This window comes from Mycobacterium uberis (assembly GCF_003408705.1).
GTDB lineage: Bacteria > Actinomycetota > Actinomycetes > Mycobacteriales > Mycobacteriaceae > Mycobacterium > Mycobacterium uberis.
In genome coordinates, this window is record NZ_QAYL01000001.1 from 304,543 (window position 1) to 323,699 (window position 19,157).

At 56.8% G+C, this 19,157-nt stretch carries 10 protein-coding genes, 4 tRNA genes and 1 pseudogene; 9 read left to right on the top strand and 6 right to left on the bottom strand.

Translation table 11 applies throughout. The features are described from left to right. Window positions 1-620 precede the first annotated feature (620 nt). From MUBE_RS01290 to MUBE_RS01300, 3 genes are all read right to left on the bottom strand, one after another. Window positions 621-695, bottom strand: a tRNA-Val gene (locus tag MUBE_RS01290). A gap of 17 nt (window positions 696-712) precedes the next feature. Further along, window positions 713-783 (bottom strand) — tRNA-Cys (locus MUBE_RS01295). A 28-nt stretch (window positions 784-811) separates the two neighbouring features. Next, window positions 812-884: transfer RNA gene (locus MUBE_RS01300), tRNA-Gly, on the bottom strand. Window positions 885-1,069: 185 nt separating this feature from the next. Between MUBE_RS01300 and MUBE_RS01305 the strand changes: the two genes are divergently transcribed. Continuing rightward, window positions 1,070-1,141, top strand: a tRNA-Val gene (locus MUBE_RS01305). A gap of 151 nt (window positions 1,142-1,292) precedes the next feature. Here MUBE_RS01305 and MUBE_RS19645 read toward each other — a convergent pair. Continuing rightward, a complete protein-coding gene (locus tag MUBE_RS19645) occupies window positions 1,293-1,772 on the bottom strand; it encodes an MMPL family transporter (RefSeq protein WP_116539168.1) in 480 nt (159 codons plus the stop codon). A gap of 862 nt (window positions 1,773-2,634) precedes the next feature. Here MUBE_RS19645 and mutA point away from each other — a divergent pair. The 4 genes from mutA to MUBE_RS01330 all read left to right on the top strand — a co-directional run bounded on the left by mutA (window position 2,635) and on the right by MUBE_RS01330 (window position 8,483). Further along, window positions 2,635-4,548 (top strand): methylmalonyl-CoA mutase small subunit, encoded by a 1,914-nt coding sequence (gene mutA / locus MUBE_RS01315; protein ID WP_116539169.1) that lies wholly within the window; start codon window positions 2,635-2,637, stop codon window positions 4,546-4,548. Between the two features lie 5 nt (window positions 4,549-4,553). Further along, window positions 4,554-6,830, top strand: coding sequence for a methylmalonyl-CoA mutase (gene scpA, locus MUBE_RS01320; protein ID WP_116539170.1), 2,277 nt, complete (start codon window positions 4,554-4,556; stop codon window positions 6,828-6,830). Continuing rightward, on the top strand, window positions 6,831-7,868 hold the full coding sequence (meaB, locus tag MUBE_RS01325) for a methylmalonyl Co-A mutase-associated GTPase MeaB (RefSeq protein ID WP_116539171.1): 1,038 nt from the start codon (window positions 6,831-6,833) through the stop codon (window positions 7,866-7,868). 219 nt (window positions 7,869-8,087) lie between these two features. After that, window positions 8,088-8,483 carry a serine hydrolase domain-containing protein gene (locus tag MUBE_RS01330; protein WP_116539172.1) on the top strand — a complete coding sequence of 132 codons (396 nt, stop codon included), beginning with the start codon at window positions 8,088-8,090 and terminating at the stop codon, window positions 8,481-8,483. A 1,138-nt stretch (window positions 8,484-9,621) separates the two neighbouring features. Here MUBE_RS01330 and MUBE_RS16575 read toward each other — a convergent pair. After that, a complete protein-coding gene (locus MUBE_RS16575) occupies window positions 9,622-9,981 on the bottom strand; it encodes a class I SAM-dependent methyltransferase (RefSeq protein ID WP_243632714.1) in 360 nt (119 codons plus the stop codon). Between the two features lie 1,585 nt (window positions 9,982-11,566). Between MUBE_RS16575 and ileS the strand changes: the two genes are divergently transcribed. Both ileS and MUBE_RS19650 read left to right on the top strand, forming a co-directional pair. After that, window positions 11,567-14,746 (top strand): isoleucine--tRNA ligase, encoded by a 3,180-nt coding sequence (gene ileS / locus MUBE_RS01340; RefSeq protein ID WP_116539173.1) that lies wholly within the window; start codon window positions 11,567-11,569, stop codon window positions 14,744-14,746. 627 nt (window positions 14,747-15,373) lie between these two features. Further along, window positions 15,374-16,292 (top strand): annotated as a pseudogene (locus tag MUBE_RS19650) (Y-family DNA polymerase); the annotation flags it as partial. A 296-nt stretch (window positions 16,293-16,588) separates the two neighbouring features. Here MUBE_RS19650 and MUBE_RS01355 read toward each other — a convergent pair. Beyond that, complete coding sequence (locus MUBE_RS01355) at window positions 16,589-17,521, bottom strand: asparaginase (RefSeq protein ID WP_116539298.1); 933 nt, start codon at window positions 17,519-17,521, stop codon at window positions 16,589-16,591. 84 nt (window positions 17,522-17,605) lie between these two features. Between MUBE_RS01355 and lspA the strand changes: the two genes are divergently transcribed. Together lspA and MUBE_RS01365 are read left to right on the top strand one after the other, a co-directional pair. Further along, window positions 17,606-18,226, top strand: coding sequence for a signal peptidase II (gene lspA / locus MUBE_RS01360; protein WP_116539176.1), 621 nt, complete (start codon window positions 17,606-17,608; stop codon window positions 18,224-18,226). Next, window positions 18,226-19,152 (top strand): RluA family pseudouridine synthase, encoded by a 927-nt coding sequence (locus tag MUBE_RS01365; RefSeq protein WP_116539177.1) that lies wholly within the window; start codon window positions 18,226-18,228, stop codon window positions 19,150-19,152. Before lspA ends, MUBE_RS01365 begins: the two co-directional genes overlap by 1 nt. The last annotated feature ends 5 nt before the right edge of the window (window positions 19,153-19,157 follow it).

Here is a 19,157-nt window from a genome sequence, read left to right on the forward strand (position 1 = left end):
TCCTCATTGATTAGGCCTGGAACTTGCCCGCTGAGTCCAGTACATCTTCGTAGCGAACGATGGTGGGTGTCTTCTGTGCTGTGGCATTCATAGACCGGTATACTGTCGAACTTTTGCTCTTCAGATGCCAGCAGGTCATGGACCTGCGCCTTTAAAGCTAGGACACATTTATCGTCAAATATTTCCCTAATTAATTTTCATGACGTTCTTGGTGAAATTCTCGACGAAGGCTTCAAAGACCCCCAACGACGTGATGATCGGCGTCACCGTCAATAGCGACTTCTGGAGTCCTTGTCAACAAGAATGGTACCGTGCTCCGAAAGCCTTCCTGGATCCACTTCGAGATGGGACTACTTAACAAGTTCCCGATAACCCCAGTTACGGTGATCAAACTGAGGTTGAGCCTATACTGTTTAAATGTTAAATGTCGTTAGGGCTTCACCGAGTGCGGTCGCTCCTCACTATCTGTCGCCCATGTCAACGATGTATGAAAAATTCTGGGGTTTAGCTGGCTGTGTGTCACCACAACAATGAATCCGACAAATTACACGCTTATTCATTTATTATTACATAGGATTTGGCTAGCTGATCTAGATGATGCCATCACACTGCATAAAATCTGGTGCGCGATACTGGGATTGAACCAGTGACCTCTTCCGTGTCAGGGAAGTGCTCTCCCGCTGAGCTAATCGCGCTAAAGGGGTGAGTCTAGAGGTGGAGACGGGAATCGAACCCGTGTACACGGCTTTGCAGGCCGTTGCCTCACCACTCGGCCACTCCACCGCAGGGGTTGATGCCACTTGTACCTTCGAGCGGATGACGGGATTCGAACCCGCGACCCTCACCTTGGCAAGGTGATGCGCTACCAACTGCGCTACATCCGCGCGCAACCGACGAGATCGTCGTCCGGTGTGAAGCACGACGATAGTCCACGTGAGCGGGCGCACACAAATCTTTTCTTCAGTGTGGTGTGTGTCCAGGTTATCGCACTGCCAGGTGGTAAGCACATGGAGTATGCTGCGGGTTTTTGGCTCATGCTAGTCTTCGACGTCGTTCGCCTCTCGGTGTTGGTCCCGTGGCTCAGTGGAAGAGCGTCCGCTTCACACGCGGAAGGTCGCTGGTTCGATCCCAGCCGGGACCACTAAGGAGAACTTTACTGCTGGTGACAGATTTTTTCGCTTGAGTGTGCCGTTGATGCCATTGTGGCCGGCTTCTGATTAACGATGACGTCGACGATCGTCATCTTTAAACGCAAGGGTATGCATGATTATGTCGGCAACAACAGCAGGCGATCAGGACAGAGGAGGTTGGTCGGGCTCGGGGATCAGATGCCGGCTGGCTGGCTGTTGTAATCTCAGGGAGCGCCAGAACCAACGTCCCGGTAGGGCAGCGGTGGAGGGCAGCATGAACGAACGATTAAGGTGTCGAAGTAGTAGGCCCGGGACGATAGCGGTGCTTAGCTGACCGATGATTCGCAGGTTGCTGACGGTCATGCACGCCATTATAGCGGCAAATACGAGGTCCGCGGATGTCACGACTGTGCTGATGCCGTCTATCGTGCGGATGATGGCCGTGTTGAGCCTGGTGCTCATTTCCTGTTTGAACCGTGAGACCACGAGCAAGTTGTAGTCAGATCCCACCGCCAATAGAACAAGCACGGACATGGCGAGTACCAGCATAGTGCAAGTGGAAATTGAATATGTGTTGCCACATGAAAATGTTACCGTGCTCACTATGACGAGAGCTGCAACCAAGACTCGTATACTGATCAGGAACTGTCATGTAAATGAAGCAAAGAGAAGAAATTCCGGTAATAACTAGGCTGTAACTAAGAGTTGTTGAAGAGGTTTTTGTCGACGACTGTGGTTTCGGTCAACATAGATCCTTGCGTATTTTAATGTGATTCCTTCTGTCCAGTCTGGTCAATGCGTAGGGCGGGCACTCGCACGGCGGACGCGCGCCGGCAGTATAGTTGATCGCTGGAAACGGCACGACAGGAATCAACCGCGGTGACGGTACGGCCAACCAGTCTGTGCTCCCGTAGGTGTTCGTTCACCCTGCCGGCCGTTTGGTATGGAATCAGGCGATTCTAGTGACCCGGCGGTTCGGACCAGCAGCGCCGCCAGCACCGCAATTAGCACACCAACGACTGGGTCAAACAGCAGCTCGGCAGCCAAGGTGAACGTTGTGTGGGGACGGGCATCACCGTAATAACGTGTGTGCGATCCGAAATGTCAGCGGAAACCATGGGCTCAGCGATGTCGCCCATTTGTGTAACTGTGCCGCAGTGGGCACCGGAACCCGTATCGCCACCACAATCGTAATTATGATTCCAACCACGGTTGTGGTGGTCCGCGGTGAGGACGCTTGACGCTCGACCGCGCTCAGCGTAAAGGCAAAACTGCGCGGTTTGCTGGTGGTTTTGCAGGTGGCGACTCCGTCACGCCTCCTCAGGCTACGGGGTGCAGTATGAATAAGTTGTTTTTCATGGTTGGCGTTTAGCCGTCGACTTGCTACAATGTGCTTCACCTCAGCGCTTGACGACTATCGCGATCAATTAGCCTGATTAGCAAGTGGCATCCTCGAAGCCCTGGATTAAGGGCTTGCTAATTATTGGGAAATTAGGAGCGGTCAGTGTCCGTAGATGTACCGGAACTCGCCGAATTGGAGCAGATTCGCGGACGGTGGCGCAGAGCGGTAGCTGGTGTGCTCTCCAAGAGTATCCGGAACAGCGACCCCGCCATGTTGGGAGACGCGCCCGAGCGGCTGCTAGACACTGCGACCTACGATGGGTTCGCTATCCGGCCATTGTACACCGCTTTCGACGAGCTGTCGGAACCACCACTGCCGGGAGAGTGGCCTTACCGACGCGGCGGCGACGCGTTACGCGATGTCAATTCTGGCTGGAAGGTCGCCGAAGTGTTTCCGGTCGACCCGGCAGCCGCAGTCGTGGCTGCCGACGAGGTCGAGACCGGCAACGCGGCAGTACTGGCTGCGCTCGCAGACGGAGTCAGTGCGTTGCGAATCCGGGTGGGAAAGTCCGGGGTAGCGTCCGGGCAGCTTGACAGCCTGCTACTTGGTGTGTACGTGGACTTGGTCCCGGTGATTCTCGACGCGGGCGTCGACTACCTCGAAGCCTGCGATGCCGTGCTGGCCCTGGTGGCCCAGCTGGATTCGAGTCGGCGCGCAACTTTATCGATTGATCTGGGAGCCGACCCGCTGACCGCGTCATTTAGCGGTCGTCTATCCCCATCGATCGAGCAGGTAACTGCAGTCGCGGTGCGAGTCGCCAGCGACCGCGGAGTGCGGGCGATTACTGTCGATGGGCCTGCCTTCCATAATCTGGGGGCCAGCGTGACGTGGGAGCTATCCGCTGTGATTGCGGCAGCAGTATCCTACCTTCGGCTACTCGCCGAATCGGGGATACCAATTAGCCAGGCTCTACGGCAAATCAGCTTTCGCCTCGCTGCCGATGACAACCAATTTCTAAGTATAGCCAAGATGCGAGCCATGCGTCAACTGTGGGCGCGTGTAGCGGAGGTGGTGGGGGACCCTGAAGGTGGCGCGACAGTCGTGCACGCGGAAACGTCGCTGCCGATGATGACCCAGCGCGATCCGTGGGTGAACATGCTGCGCGGTACGTTGGCCGCGTTTGGCGCGGGGGTTGGTGGTGCCGACACCGTTCTGGTGTTCCCGTTCGATGTGGCGATTCCCGGTGGCTTTCCTGGTATGACAGCTAGCTTCGCGCGCCGGATCGCCCGCAACACCCAGCTACTGCTGTTGGAAGAGTCGCACATCGGCCGGGTGTTGGATCCGGCTGGAGGGTCTTGGTTCGTCGAGGACCTCACCGAACAGCTGGCTCAGCAAGCCTGGCAGCATTTTCAGGCTATCGAAACCTACGGTGGGTTCGTTGACGCCGGTAGCTACCTTGCCGACCAGATCAACGAAACGGCTACACGTCGCACTGACGATATCGCGCATCGTCGCACCACGGTCACCGGTGTCAACGAATATCCGAATCTAGCTGAACCTGCTTTGCCACAAGGTGGTTCGCTTGCTTCGGCGATTACTGCGGGCAACCTGGTGCGCTACGCTGCTGAGTTTGAAACGTTGCGGGATCGTTCGGATGCTTACCTAGCCCGCACCGGTGTACGTCCGCAGGTGCTGTTGCTGCCGCTGGGACCGTTGGCAGAGAACAATCTTCGGGTTACATTCGCAACGAATCTGCTAGCATCGGGCGGCATAGTGGCGATCAATCCGGGATCAGTGGACGCACGGGGTGTCGTACGAGCCGTGACGCAGGCCGGTTTCAAGGCCGGGTCGTTGCTGGTAGCGATTGTCTGTGGCACCGACTTGCGTTATCGGGACGAGGCTGTAGACGTGGTGGAGGCGGCGCGTCGCTCCGGAGTATCGCGCATCTATCTGGCTGGATCGGAGAAAGTACTGGGTGACATCGACGACGCAAAGCGTCGACCCGATGAGTACCTGAACGCGAAAATTAATGCGGTCGATGCCCTTTCAAATCTGCTCACCCGATTGGGGGCGTAACCACGATGACTGTGCATGACGTCGTCAGGCAGCCGGATAGCGAAACTATTTCTCTGATCGGCAGTTTCGCCGATATCCCTCTGTACGGCAATCGTGACGTGCAGCCGCCGTCGGAAGCGGCGGTCGAAAAGCATGTAATCGCAGCCGCGTCAACACACAGGTACACACCTGATCAACTGTACTGGCATACACCGGAAGGTATCGATGTGAAACCGGTTTACATCGCTGCCGACCGCGTCGCTGCCGAGGCGGCCGGCTACCCGTTGCATAGTTTCCCTGGCGAGCCGCCTTACCTGCGCGGGCCTTATCCGACGATGTATGTCAGCCAGCCGTGGACAATCCGTCAATACGCTGGGTTTTCCACCGCCGCGGATTCCAACGCATTTTACCGTCGCAACCTGGCTGCCGGTCAGAAGGGCCTGTCGGTGGCCTTCGACCTGGCGACTCACCGCGGGTATGATTCCGATCATCACCGCGTCCAAGGTGATGTTGGAATGGCCGGCGTAGCAATCGATTCCATCCTCGACATGCGGCAATTGTTCGATGGCATAGACCTCTCGGCAGTGTCAGTATCGATGACAATGAACGGTGCTGTGCTGCCGGTCCTGGCACTGTATGTGATAGCCGCTGAGGAGCAGGGTGTGCCGCCAGAGAAACTGACCGGCACTATCCAAAATGACATCCTCAAAGAGTTCATGGTCCGCAACACCTATATCTATCCTCCGAAACCGTCGATGCGGATCATCTCCGATATCTTCGCCTACACCAGCGCCAAGATGCCGAAATTTAACTCTATCTCGATCTCCGGCTATCATATCCAAGAAGCTGGTGCCACAGCGGATTTGGAACTAGCATACACTTTGGCCGATGGCGTCGACTACATCAAGGCGGGCCTCGATGCCGGACTGGACATCGACACTTTCGCACCGCGGTTGTCCTTCTTTTGGGGCATCGGGATGAACTTCTTCATGGAAATCGCCAAACTGCGTGCCGGCCGACTGTTATGGAGTGAACTGGTCGCCGAATTCGGCCCCCAAAATCCAAAATCCAGGTCATTGCGTACCCACTCACAAACCTCCGGATGGTCGTTGACCGCCCAGGACCCGTTCAACAACGTTGCCCGCACCTGTATTGAGGCGATGGCCGCAACACAGGGCCATACCCAGTCATTACACACCAACGCGTTGGACGAGGCGTTGGCACTGCCCACCGATTTTTCCGCCCGGATCGCCCGCAATACTCAGTTGGTACTGCAGCAGGAGTCGGGTACCACGCAGCCGATCGACCCGTGGGGGGGTTCTTACTACGTGGAGTGGCTGACCCATCAACTGGCTGCCCGTGCTCGTGTTCATATCGCCGAGGTTGCCAAGTACGGTGGGATGGCTGCGGCCATCAGTGGCGGCATCCCCAAGCTGCGTATCGAGGAGGCGGCTGCGCGTACCCAGGCCCGCATCGACTCCGGGCGCCAGCCGGTGATCGGAGTCAATAAGTATCAAGTCGACGAGGATCACGAAATCGAGGTACTCAAGGTCGAGAACAGCCGGGTGCGTGCCGAACAAGTGGCCAAACTGCAACAGCTGCGGGCGCATCGGGACCAGTCGGCGGTCGACACCGCGCTGGCTGCGCTGTCTCGTGCCGCTGAGACCCACGGCGGTGCCGGTGATAATTTGCTGGCACTTGCTATCAACGCAGCCCGGGTCAAAGCCACCGTCGGTGAGATCTCCGACGCGCTGGAAAAGGTATACGGGCGTCACCAGGCGGAGATCCGTATCATCACCGGGGTCTACCGCCAGGAAGTGAGAGAAGCTGGGAAGGTCACCGATATCGCAAGCGCCACAGAACTAGTCAAAAAGTTCGCCGAGGCTGATGGTCGCCGGCCCAGGATTCTGGTGGCCAAGATGGGTCAGGACGGTCACGACCGTGGGCAGAAGGTTATCGCGACGGCCTTCGCTGATATCGGATTTGACGTCGATGTCGGATCACTGTTCTCCACACCCGAAGAGGTCGCTCGCCAAGCGGCCGACAACGACGTACATGTGATCGGTGTGTCGTCGCTGGCTGCCGGTCACCTGACACTGGTACCCGCACTTCGAGACGCACTTGTCGACGTGGGCCGGCCCGACATCATGATCGTGGTGGGTGGTGTGATCCCACCCGGTGACTTCGGCGAGTTGTACGCTGCTGGTGCCACTGCCATCTTCCCGCCTGGGACAGTGATCGCCGATGCCGCAATTGGTTTGCTGCATAAGCTCGCTGAGCAGTTGGGGTACACTTTCATCTAGATGGCGGGGGATCGTGGCGTGGATGGGCTAGCCGCTGCTGTTCGTAGCGGTGATCGCGCCGCACTACCGCGGGCTATCACGTTAGTGGAGTCCACCCGCGTCGATCATCGTGAGCAGGCACAGCAGCTGCTGTTGGCGTTACAGCCAGACTCCGAAAACACCCATCGGGTGGGTATAACCGGAGTGCCCGGGGTGGGAAAGTCCACCACCATCGAGGCGCTCGGCATGCATCTAATCGAACGAGGCCATCGAGTGGCGGTGCTAGCAGTCGACCCGTCATCGACCCGTACGGGCGGATCCATCCTTGGCGACAAGACCCGAATGGCACGGCTAGCGGTGCATCCGGACGCCTATATCCGACCGTCACCCACGTCGGGCACGCTGGGCGGAGTGGCGAAGTCCACTCGGGAAACAGTGGTCCTGTTGGAGGCGGCTGGTTTTGACGTGATCCTGATTGAAACCGTCGGCATCGGACAGTCCGAGGTAGCGGTGGCTAGTATGGTAGATACCTTTGTTGTGTTGACTTTGGCGCGTACCGGCGATCAGTTGCAGGGCATCAAAAAAGGCGTGCTGGAGCTGGCCGATGTGGTGGTGGTTAACAAGGCTGACGGGGAGCATCTGCGCGAGGCGCGGGTCGCTGCCCGAGACGTGTCTTCGGCGTTGCAATTGATCTATCCGAACGAAAAACTATGGAAAACACCGGTTCTCACGATGAGTGCGACTGAGGGGACCGGTCTGATCCAGATGTGGGAAGCGGTCGAACGTCATCGTCAGGTGCTTACCGCCGTCGGAGAGTTCGAGAACCGCAGGCAGGCCCAGCAAGTTGAATGGACCTGGCAGATAGTATACGATGCAGTCCTAGACCAGGTTTTGTTTAATCCCTCGGTGCGTGAGATTCGTGCCGAGGTGGAACGTCAGGTACGGGTAGGGGAGCTGACTCCGGTGATGGCTGCCCAACAAATCCTGCACGCAGCAACATATTTAACAGAAAGGCAAATTAATCATTGTTTACCTATGGCTGATGTGAAATCGCCATAAATTCATAAGCGTGAGAGTGGAAGCCCGAGTTGATCGCCGTATAATGACGCCCTTGAAGCTGATCATCCTATCTTCGGCACAGTGGGTTCAAACTTTTCTTGAGTCGTTCGTAGTTTTGCTGCCTTGTTCCCCGGGTGTCAATTTGGCGAGGGCCCTGACCGTGTATCTTGACGGCTAATCGTTCGTTGACGTATGGATTAGCGTGGCTAGATGCTGTAGATGGCTTACACCATTCTGATGGTGTTCTCCGTGACCAAGGGCTTGGCTGTCATCGTCATTCACCGGCTCGTTGACCGGAGGTTGATAGAGTACGATGTTGTGGTGGCCAAGCATTGGCCGGCGTTTGGGGCCAATGACAAGATAGTGATAACTGTCCGTGAGGTGATGAAAAACCACGCTGGCTTGTCAGGTTTGCGTGGCACCATCAAGGATGAACTGTTGGACCGCATCGTCATGGAGGAACGATTTGCGACGGCATCCCAGACTAGGTTTGTCCGTGGTCCAGTGGCGTTCGTAGCCCAGTTGGTGGGTTACGGTATCGTTTCTTGGGCCAGCAGCTTTTTAATTTCTGGATCGATAGTTGTCCAAGCGTACCGGTGCGAACTAGGAGCCTAACTTGCTTTGCCGACATAATTTTTCGTACTCAGATCAGTCGCATGCTGTCACGTCTGTGTCGTCGTGCAGCCAACAAGGCTCCGAGCGTTGTCAATCCGCTTACCGTTCCAACGCAACATCGTTCGCCATATTAGCCTCTCCGTACCAGCGAAAGTACGTAGCTAGTTGACCAGGTTTGACTTTGATTGTACCGGCTACGTGGTCATGCTAGCCGCTGGGGACATCGCCGGTTCGAAAACCCAGCATATACGCCTTCGTTGTGAGCTCTAGTGCCACCTCGAACCCACGCATGCTTTCCACCCGAACCTTGTCAAGGGATTAGTGGCTGTGCGCGTGGTGGTGTCGTGGATCGACATACCCTAGGTAGTGTAAGCTAAGTAAGCTAAGTTCGGCTGTCCACGACATCAGCCCTTTCAAGCGAAGACTTCCGTCCTGTATGCTGCCAAGCATATGTCGCGTCCCGCTGACTACGTTGTATCCTTCTCGAATCTTGTTCTCCACCAATGGAATTACCGGTGATGAGTCAAAAGGGGGTCGACCATAGTGCTGATGATGACATCGCCACGGGCAGCCACGAAGCCGGCAATCAGAGCATTTGCCGCTCTCTTGCCCAGCGAATTCCGAACCAGCCGCACTGTAGCCTGCCGGTCGGGTATGACCGCAGGTGCCGGTAGCGTATTGTTTTCATCGGAATCGTAGCACATGAACAATTCTTAGGATGTTTTCGCCAACGCTTCAGTTATTCTCCTTATGTAGACTCGTATATTCTCGCCCTCGTGGGAAGACAGGAATGACCACACTCACCAGACGCTCGTTACCCTAGTCTTCGGCGGTGGTCGTGATTTGCGGGAACGGATCACGAACTGCCTGCCGAAGATCGGTGACACTGTCCTGAGTCGCAGACACGAGCGCACCAGGATCGGGTTACGAGTGCGACGTGTACGACAGGAAACGGTCGTAATTTTCCACGACCGTGAACTACTGGGACGCCGGTAGCTGAATGCGGGAACGATCGCTGATGGGTACTGCATAGTGCCAGAAGTTCTAATAGTTGCCGGGGAGGAAGTGAATATTGAACACTGTTGTGATGAAGCGCCTACTTGGTTTGATCACCCACCAGGCTTCGATTATCACAGGTTTAACATCTACTTTGCTTTTGCAGATGCTCCAGCAAGTTGCTGGTGAAAACCACATCCACCGAGCAGTCCTCAAGGAGGCGAAGATAGTCGGTTGGGACCTCGTAGAATTCGACCCCAGGCTCGAGCATGTCGGCACTGTCGGGGTTCAGATCGACACCGATGGGGCGAGTCGCACTAACCTGATTCCGGAACTCGTCGTAGCCGTATCCTAAGGTCCACAATACGTATCCCTGCGTCTGACCCATGTCTGGAAAAGTGATGGATGAGTACACCCCAAATGGCAGATTGCAACTCTTGGTCGTGGCCTCCAAAGTGGAAGGGTTGAAGTCTCCGTTGAGGGCGGTTGGGTGTTCCAGCACGTGCGGATTCTACAGGCCAGTTTGGTGCTATTAAGTTTAAGTGTAGTGGCGTACCTGCGTGCTATCCCCAAGGATGTGTAGTGCGTCTTAGCCCTCCACCACCCTACTGAATCAAGTCAGGTACGACGTCACTGATCGTGAGTTTAACGTTGCCGATTGGAGTTTCACGTCCCCTTGATAGCCCAGTTGCTCATCGGTACCCGCACAGTTGAAAGGAAGAATAATTGCATAGGGGAGACCGTACTGCTAGCAGGTTCCATGCGCGAAGTGCTCACAGGGCAGCTTCTGGAACCCTGAAGTGCTTATCGGAGGCTGGTGTTCGGTGATGTTTTCTTTAGATTTGGAAAGACGGTCGTGTTTTCGAACACCATAGATGACCTGATAACATTATTTTTTTGCGCTGGTCCTTGCGATGCTCGTACAGAGCGGTATCGAAGTCAGGTCGACCCCTTCTACTAGTAACGTCAGCGTGGTGCTTGTTTCTGCCTAACTTCGCCCCGCGTGATGTTATATGTATAGCAAACTGATCGTATTGTAGCTGGTAGCAGTATGTTTGAACCAACTGCGGTAAATGTCGTGGCGACGCAGGTGCGCATTGATGATGTGCGTCCTGGTGCGGATATCGCAGCTACAGGGCATGTCTCAGACGGAATAAGCATTCTTGACATTTCCAGACCACGGGCGGCATATGAACGGTAGTTACGAAGTCGGTGGGTTTGCGTGTAGCTGACTAGCACTGTGTTGACCGGTGCTTGGTTGGTTTTATCGATCGTGGCGAGGGACGGTTGCTAGGACACGGGAGCGAACCTGGTTGCGGCATCCATTCCTGGAGTGGCGCAACCTCAGCTTTCCCTACGCTGACAACTTTTCCTCCAAATCGCTCCGCGATTGTTATTCCTTCGACGGATACACCGTCATCGCAACTTCAAATGGTTGCGATTGGTGCATACAGTCAGGAAGTAAAATTCGAACTGTTATCCCTTATCCATGCTCACACAGTTGTCGGGATCATCTTTGCATCACGCTACCACTTCTGCGATAGCACTTGAAGCTGGCCGCTGCTAGCGACCAGCTGATGGCCATACATCGGCCGTTACCGCGCAGAATATGGCAGATACTGTTGTGTGTACTGTCCTCCCCTCATCTTACAGTGGTGGAACATAGAAAGCGCGACCCACCCCGTCGCTGCAGGCGTCCGTACCGCCGCCCTATGTGTCGTGTGTTTAATGAGTGACGTTCGTTAGCTAAGACTGAACTGCGCCTAGACGATTCATGGTTGTTGGATTCACTTTTCAGTAGCATTTAACTTTTCCTGATTTCGCTTCCTCGCGGCGGCAGTGCCATAATCCGCGTGAACCAGTAGAATCGTCGTTAACGGCCTTGATCCGGCCATCACCGGTTAGCCTTCGGAAGAATAGCGCTACGTCCTAGTAGAAGCCCAGTAGAACCGAACGGGTGGGCCCGTCACAGCCTCGAATGAGTGGCCGTGCGTCTAGCGTGCGGCAAGCGGGGTGGTACCGCGGCGCTCGCGCACCTAGCGCGTCGTCGTCCCCGTGTCTACTTGCATAAATGGCATAGGAGACGGATGACTGACAGCGCCTACCCGCGCACTGATCTGGGCGCCGGCCAGCGTGGCGGGTCCCCAGATTTTCCCGCGCTAGAAGCCCAGGTTCTCGATTATTGGTCTAAAGATGACACCTTTCGGTCCAGTATCGCCCGCCGTGACCACGCCCCCGAATATGTGTTCTATGACGGTCCTCCCTTCGCCAATGGTTTGCCGCATTATGGGCACCTGCTCACCGGCTACGTGAAGGACATCGTGCCGCGTTACCGCACCATGTGCGGCTATAAGGTGGAGCGTCGCTTTGGTTGGGATACGCACGGGCTGCCCGCTGAACTCGAAGTCGAGCGACAGCTGGGTATCACTGACAAGTCCCAGATCGACGCCATGGGCATTGCCGCGTTCAACGAGGCATGTCGCGAATCAGTGTTGCGCTACATGGACGAATGGCAGGCGTATGTGACTCGTCAGGCGCGCTGGGTCGACTTCGATAATGACTACAAGACACTCGATCTGTCTTACATGGAGTCGGTGCTTTGGGTGTTCAAACAGTTATGGGACAAGGGCTTGGTCTACGAAGGTTATCGGGTGTTGCCGTACTGTTGGCGCGATGAAACCCCGCTATCGAACCACGAACTGAAGATGGACAACGACGTCTATCAAAGCCGCCAGGACCCAGCGGTCACAGTGGGCTTCAAGGTGGTGGGTGGTGACGATGAGGACCTAGTTGGTGCTTACCTTTTAATCTGGACGACGACGCCCTGGACGTTACCGTCGAACCTAGCGGTTGCCGTCCATCCAGACGTAACCTACGTCGAAGTTAGGGCGGGCGATCGTCGTTTCGTGTTGGCACAGAAACGGTTGGCCGCCTATGCGCGAGAGCTGGGTGACGAGCCCGAGGTGTTTGGCACCTATCGTGGTGCCGACTTGCTAGGTAGGCACTACCTGCCGCCGTTCCCGTATTTCTACGAGCCAGCTAGAAACGCATTTCAGGTGCTCCCAGGCGACTTCGTGACCACGGATGACGGTACCGGCATCGTCCACATGGCGCCTGCCTACGGTGAAGACGACATGGCGACCGCCGACAAGATCGGAATCGTTCCGGTCACACCGGTCGATGCTAATGGTCGCTTCGATGCCACCGTGCCCGATTACCAGGGCCAACACGTCTTTGAGGCCACTGCCCAGATCATCCGTGATCTGAAGAACTGTAGTGGTCCGGCGGCGGTGAATGGCGCGGTGTTGCTTCGTCACGAAACTTATGAACACCCCTACCCGCACTGCTGGCGATGCCGCAATCCGTTGATCTACCGCGCGGTGTCATCATGGTTTGTTACGGTGACGGAATTGCGTGACCGTATGGTGGAACTGAACCAACAGATCACCTGGTATCCTGAGCACGTCAAGGACGGACAGTTCGGTAAGTGGTTGCAGGGTGCACGCGATTGGTCTATCTCGCGAAACCGCTACTGGGGCACGCCGATTCCGGTCTGGAAGTCCGACGATCCAGCCTATCCGCGTATTGATGTATATGGGAGTCTAGACGAGCTGGAGCGCGATTTCGGGGTGCGTCCCACGAATCTTCATCGCCCCTACATCGACGAGCTTACCCGACCCAACCCCGATGACCCCACCGGCTTTAGTGCCATGCGACGGATTCCGGACGTGTTCGATGTGTGGTTTGATTCGGGTTCCATGCCTTATGCCCAGGTGCACTACCCGTTTGAAAATAATGACTGGTTCGACGGGATTGATTGCGCCGACTCTAACAAGCAGGTCGATGCGCACTACCCTGGCGATTTCATCGTCGAATACATTGGTCAGACCCGCGGTTGGTTCTATACGCTACATGTACTTGCTGCCGCACTCTTTGATCGTCCAGCATTTAAATCCTGTGTGGTACATGGGATCGTGCTAGGTGCCGACGGTCAGAAGATGAGTAAGTCGTTGCGCAACTACCCGGACGTCACTGAGGTTTTTGATCGCGACGGTTCTGATGCCATGCGGTGGTTTTTGATGGCCTCGCCGATCCTGCGCGGTGGCAACTTGATCGTCACCGAACCAGGAATCCGCGAAGGTATGCGACAAGTACTGCTGCCACTGTGGAATACTTATAGTTTTTTGGCCCTTTACGCGCCGAAAGTCGGTACTTGGCGCACAGATTCGTCGCATGTGCTGGACCGCTATATTCTTGCGAAGCTAGCGGTACTGCGTGATAACCTAAGTCAGGCAATGGAGGTCTGTGATATCTCTGGAGCCTGCGAGCAGCTTCGCCATTTTACCGAGGCACTAACGAATTGGTATGTGCGAAGGTCACGTGCGCGGTTCTGGAACGAAGACGTTGATTCTATTGATACCCTGCACACCGTGCTGGAAGTGACAGCTAGGCTGGCTGCGCCACTGCTTCCGCTGATCACTGAGATTATTTGGCGCAGTGTCACCGGTGGACGTTCGGTACATCTGACCGACTGGCCGCAAACCAACGAACTACCCGCCGACTCTGACCTGGTTGCCGCCATGGATCAGGTTCGGGAAGTGTGTTCGGCGGCGTCGTCGCTACGCAAGGCTAAGAAGCTTAGGGTACGTCTTCCTTTACCGAAGATAGTTGTGGTAATGAATAACCCGCAGCTGCTAAAGCCCTACATCGACTTGATCGGTGATGAGCTTAACGTCAAGCAGGTGGAACTGACCGACGTGATTGGTAGCTATGGCCGATTTGAGTTCACTGTCAACGCTCGAGTGGCCGGACCGCGGTTGGGGAAGGATGTGCAGGCCGCAATCAAGGCGGTCAAAACGGGAGAAGGTGTCGTAAACTTGGATGGCACCTTGACTGCCGGGCCAGTTGTGCTGCAGCCTAGCGAATACAGCTCACGACTGGTGGCCGCCGACCCAGAATTCGCAGCGGAGCTGCCCGATGGGGCTGGTCTCGTTGTTTTGGACGGCACGGTGACTCCCGAGCTGGAGGCCGAAGGCTGGGCTAAGGACCGGATCCGTGAACTGCAGGAATTGCGTAAGTCAGCCGGGCTGGATGTCTCCGATCGCATCCGGGTGTTGATGTCGGTGCCGGTCGAGCGAGTCGATTGGGCTCATACCCATCGTGATCTCATCGCTAGTGAAATCCTGGCTACTAGCTTCGAGTTCGGTGAGTCGGCTGATTCGGTGAGTATCGGCGACGGTGTGCGTGTGCGTATCACTAAGGTTTAATCGTGTGTCAGCGCTGCGTTCCGGATGTCAACGTCAACGTCATGAAATGGCTTTGTGCGTAATCGATCCTGTAGCTACTCCGGCAAGACAGGATTGTAGGCATCGCGAAAATGCAAAATAAGGAAGGGAAGCGCGCTCACGCTACTGCTGTCGGTGAAGACACCGATGGAACGAAGTACCCGGAAGGCTTCTGCGAACAGCCGATACTGCAGATCCGCAGTTGGAACGTGATGCAACCTGGTGAACGACACTACCTAGCTACACTCATCATCCTGCAATCTGGCATTGATGTCGTCTGCGTTTATGATGTTACAATAGTCGCCATAGAGGCCCTGTAATCGTTGGGCTATCCGCGTATTGATCTCGAAGGCGGTGAGTTTTAGCGTCCTGTCGGTCAGCACTTGCAGACATGCACCGTCATCTGGTCTGATCTCGAGCGTGTAGTCGCCGAGTTCTACGTTGGTGAGTGCAACAGAGCAACAGCCGACTTTCGACTTCCTTGGCCCAGTGGTCCGAATTACAGCACAACCTATGGCAGAGGGTCAGAAGCATACCCAAAAGACTTTAAGCCAAGTTCATTACACCAAAATACTATTATACTATTGGTAAGTCTGGAGTCCCTGTTCAGTGCGGCACCTGGACAGAGGTACGTTCTTCACCCTCCGTCGAGTAGTGCACACGGCTGACCCTGCGGGGGTGGCCGGCGTTGGTAGGCGATGTGGGTGGCCGCGGTGTTGGCCGCCGCATGGTGTGGTGTACGCTCTGGCCAGTTGACGGGTAATCGATGCAGTCCACAGTGCGGTGCCCGTGGTCGAGTAACTGTCGTTTGATGAGGCGTTCGCCAAATTGCCTAGGCATTGTCGGGGTGTCAGCCGTCGATGTTGAGGTGTTCTGTGAGGGCCTGCGGCGACGAGTGTTAGATGCGACTGGCTTAACCGCATCGGTCGGTTCCGAATCGGGAAAGCAGATTGCCAAAATTGCATTTGGTCTGGTGAAACGCCGATGGCGTTCGGGTAGTCTATCGTGCCGATAAGTAGTAGCTGCTTAGGGGTTGCCGATACGTCGGCTGTGGAGCGTCGGCCCGGTCGCAGAGGAAAAACTACATCGGCTTGGCATCGAGACGATCAGACAGCTCACTGCACTAGCTGACGCTGAAGCGGCCAACAGTCTGGGCGCGACAATTAGGCTTGTGCTGCACCCGATAGCTCGTGGTATCGATGGCCGGCCGATCACCGAACGTGTCGAAGCAAGGCAGATCAACTCCGGGTCCACCTTTACGGTCGATCTGACCGGCCTGGAGCAGTTGTGTGAGGTGGTCGAGCCATGCATCTCAGCTGCCTACTGGGCAACGGCTGTGGCGCGCGTATCGTCATGGTGAACCTCAAGCAATCAGAGATGAGCACACCGACTCGGTCAGTGACGTTGCCCTGCCCGACGACCCAGGACGGCGTGTTGGTTGTTGCTGGATCCACGTCAAGTCGGGACCGTCCGCCTTCGCAGCGTGGAGTTGTCGGAGTTAAGTGATGTGCGTCAGGGGACGCCGTTTCGAGGCCGTTGATTCTGTCGCACCCCTGCCAGACGCCATGTCATCCGTGTACGATTGCGCGGCTTGGCAGATCGGGAACGACGTCAAGCGTCGCCCCCTCGGTACGGCTGTGTTCTGGGTGCGGGGTCGCGGCGTGATTATCGTGCGGTTTGAGAACTGCGGATGGAGTCCGAGGCAAGCCCTGGGATGTTCGCCGTCAACACCTGCGATGTCGACGGTACTAACTCGTTGGACAGCCTCGACTAACTCAAACTATAAGATTACTTCTATAGAGGGTCAAGGATGAGGAGGGTACGTCAGCTGCACCTTTCGATAACGTCGGCGATTGGTAGCTTTCCGGCTAGCGCAGCCATCAACAGCACCCGGGCCTGAGGTGGCCGCAACCGCGGTACCAGTATAGCTCCGGCTTCTGCCAGGTCGTGAGCTGGGCCGTATGCTGATGTGACACGACCGCCGGGTACCCGAGTGGACACCGCTATCACGATCCCACTGCGGCAATGACGGCGTACTCCATCGACCACCGCGGCCCCGGCATTGCCCGAACCCAGCGCCTCCAGGACGATGGCGCGCGCTCCGGCAGCCACATAGGCGTCCAGCGCCACCGAGTCACTGCCCAGGTATGCCGCGACAATGTCGACTCGTGGTGCGGCGGCGGCGCACAGCTCCCCGAGATACAGGCGAGTCTTGGCTGCGGTCAGCACCACACCACTCGAGCTGGTACCCAGCAACTCGCCGGCGAAGCCGCTCAGATCCTGTGTAGTTGCCTTGTATAGGCCTAATGGTTGTAGCACTTGGCCGGCGAAAGACACCAGCACGCCGGCGCCGCGGGTGGCCGGACTAGCTGCCACCGCAAGTGCTTCGCGCAGATTATTCGGGCCGTCCGCGTCGGGGGCGTCGGCGCTGTGTATAGCACCGGTCAGGACGACTGGGACGTTCCCCTCGTAAGTGAGGTCCAGCCACAGTGCGGTCTCTTCCATGGTGTCGGTCCCGTGAGTGACAACCACGCCTCCGGCGCCGTTCCGAGTCGCTGTGTGCACTGCAGCGCGAATCCGATCCCAATCGGTCGGTATTAGCTGTGAGCTGTCGACAGCCATCAGGTCTACCACGTCGGCATCGACGGCCACGCGTGCGGTCAACTCCGTTCCGCTGTAAGCGGGGCGGAGCACCCCGTCGTAGTTGGTTTTGCTCGATATGGTTCCTCCGGTAGAAATGATGGTGCAATAACCCATGGTGAGATTATCCTGCACGATTGGTTGGCCTGGACCGATCATGGGGTCGGTAAGGGGGTATCGCCATTGGGGGATGATGGGGGAGTGCCTGACGAACTAACAGGATCGGCCGAGCCGGTGACTTCAGTTAAGGAGGCGGAGGAGCCTCGAGCTCTGTCGGCGCCACGGCGGTTGCGTCTGTTGTTGTCGGTCGCGGCGGCTGTGTTGACGCTGGACATTGTCACAAAGGTGCTTGCCGTCAAATTGCTGCCCCCTGGGCAGCCGGTGTCGATCATCGGTGACACGGTTACCTGGACTTTGGTGCGTAATTCGGGAGCAGCTTTCTCGGTGGCGACCGGATACACCTGGGTGTTGACGCTGATCGCTACGGGTGTGGTGGTTGGGATCTTTTGGATAGGGCGGCGGCTGGTGTCGCCCTGGTGGGCGTTGGGTCTGGGGATGATCCTCGGTGGTGCGATGGGCAACCTGGTCGATCGCTTCTTCCGAGCGCCCGCGCCCCTTCGGGGACATGTCGTCGACTTTTTGTCGATCGGCTGGTGGCCGGTGTTCAATGTCGCTGATCCGTCGGTGGTGGGCGGCGCTGTCCTGCTGGTCTTCCTGTCAATCTTTGGCTTCGACTTCGACACTGTCGGTCGGCGTACGGTCGGTGGAGACACTGGTGATCGGCGTCGTAACGTCAACGGCGACATCACCGGCCAGTTCTGATGGCTGACCGTGCGATGTCTGTCCCAGAGGGACTCGTAGGCATGCGTGTTGATACCGGGCTAGCGCGCCTGCTCGGGTTGTCCCGAGCTGTTGCGGCTGCCCTCGTCGAAGACGGCGGTGTTGAGTTGGACGGCGTGCAGGTGGGAAAGTCCGATCGGTTGACGGCGGGTTCCTGGCTACAGGTGTGCTTGCCCGAAGCGCCGGCACCCCTGGAGAACACCCCGGTTGACATCGAGGGTATGACGATCCTGTACTCTGACGGCGATATTGTCGCTGTCGACAAGCCGGCAGCGGTGGCGGCGCATGCGTCAGTCGGCTGGACCGGGCCAACGGTGCTCGGTGGCCTGGCCGCTGCCGGCTACCGGATCACCACCTCGGGTGTGCACGAGCGCCAAGGCATTGTGCATCGTCTCGACGTCGGTACCTCAGGTGTGATGGTGGTGGCAATCTCCGAACGTGCCTACACTGTGCTCAAGCGGGCGTTCAAAAACCGGGCGGTCGACAAGCGCTACCATGCGCTGGTGCAAGGCTACCCCGATCCGTCCAGCGGGACGATTGACGCGCCCATTGGTCGGCACCGTGGTCACGACTGGAAATTTGCGGTCACTAAAGACGGTCGGCACAGTATTACTCACTACGATACTCTGGAAGTCTACGTTGCCGCGAGCCTCCTTGACGTGCATCTGGAAACCGGTCGTACTCACCAGATCCGGGTACATTTTGCCACACTGCGTCATCCATGCTGTGGCGACCTTGTTTATGGAGCCGACCCTAAGATGGCGAAAAGGGTTGGGCTAGAACGTCAATGGCTACATGCTCGGTCGCTGTCATTCGACCATCCGGTCGACGGCAGGCGAGTTGAGATCGTCAGCCCCTACCCACCTGATCTGCAGCACGCACTGGATGTGCTGCGTGCTGAAGAGTGACGGGC

Coding starts and splice junctions, on each gene's coding strand:
- ileS (WP_116539173.1), top strand. CDS start 11,567: ATGACTGACAGCGCCTACCCGCGCACTGATCTGGGCGCCGGCCAGCGT.
- MUBE_RS01330 (WP_116539172.1), top strand. CDS start 8,088: ATGGCTTACACCATTCTGATGGTGTTCTCCGTGACCAAGGGCTTGGCT.
- scpA (WP_116539170.1), top strand. CDS start 4,554: ATGACTGTGCATGACGTCGTCAGGCAGCCGGATAGCGAAACTATTTCT.
- MUBE_RS01365 (WP_116539177.1), top strand. CDS start 18,226: ATGGCTGACCGTGCGATGTCTGTCCCAGAGGGACTCGTAGGCATGCGT.
- MUBE_RS01355 (WP_116539298.1), bottom strand. CDS start 17,521: ATGGGTTATTGCACCATCATTTCTACCGGAGGAACCATATCGAGCAAA.
- meaB (WP_116539171.1), top strand. CDS start 6,831: ATGGCGGGGGATCGTGGCGTGGATGGGCTAGCCGCTGCTGTTCGTAGC.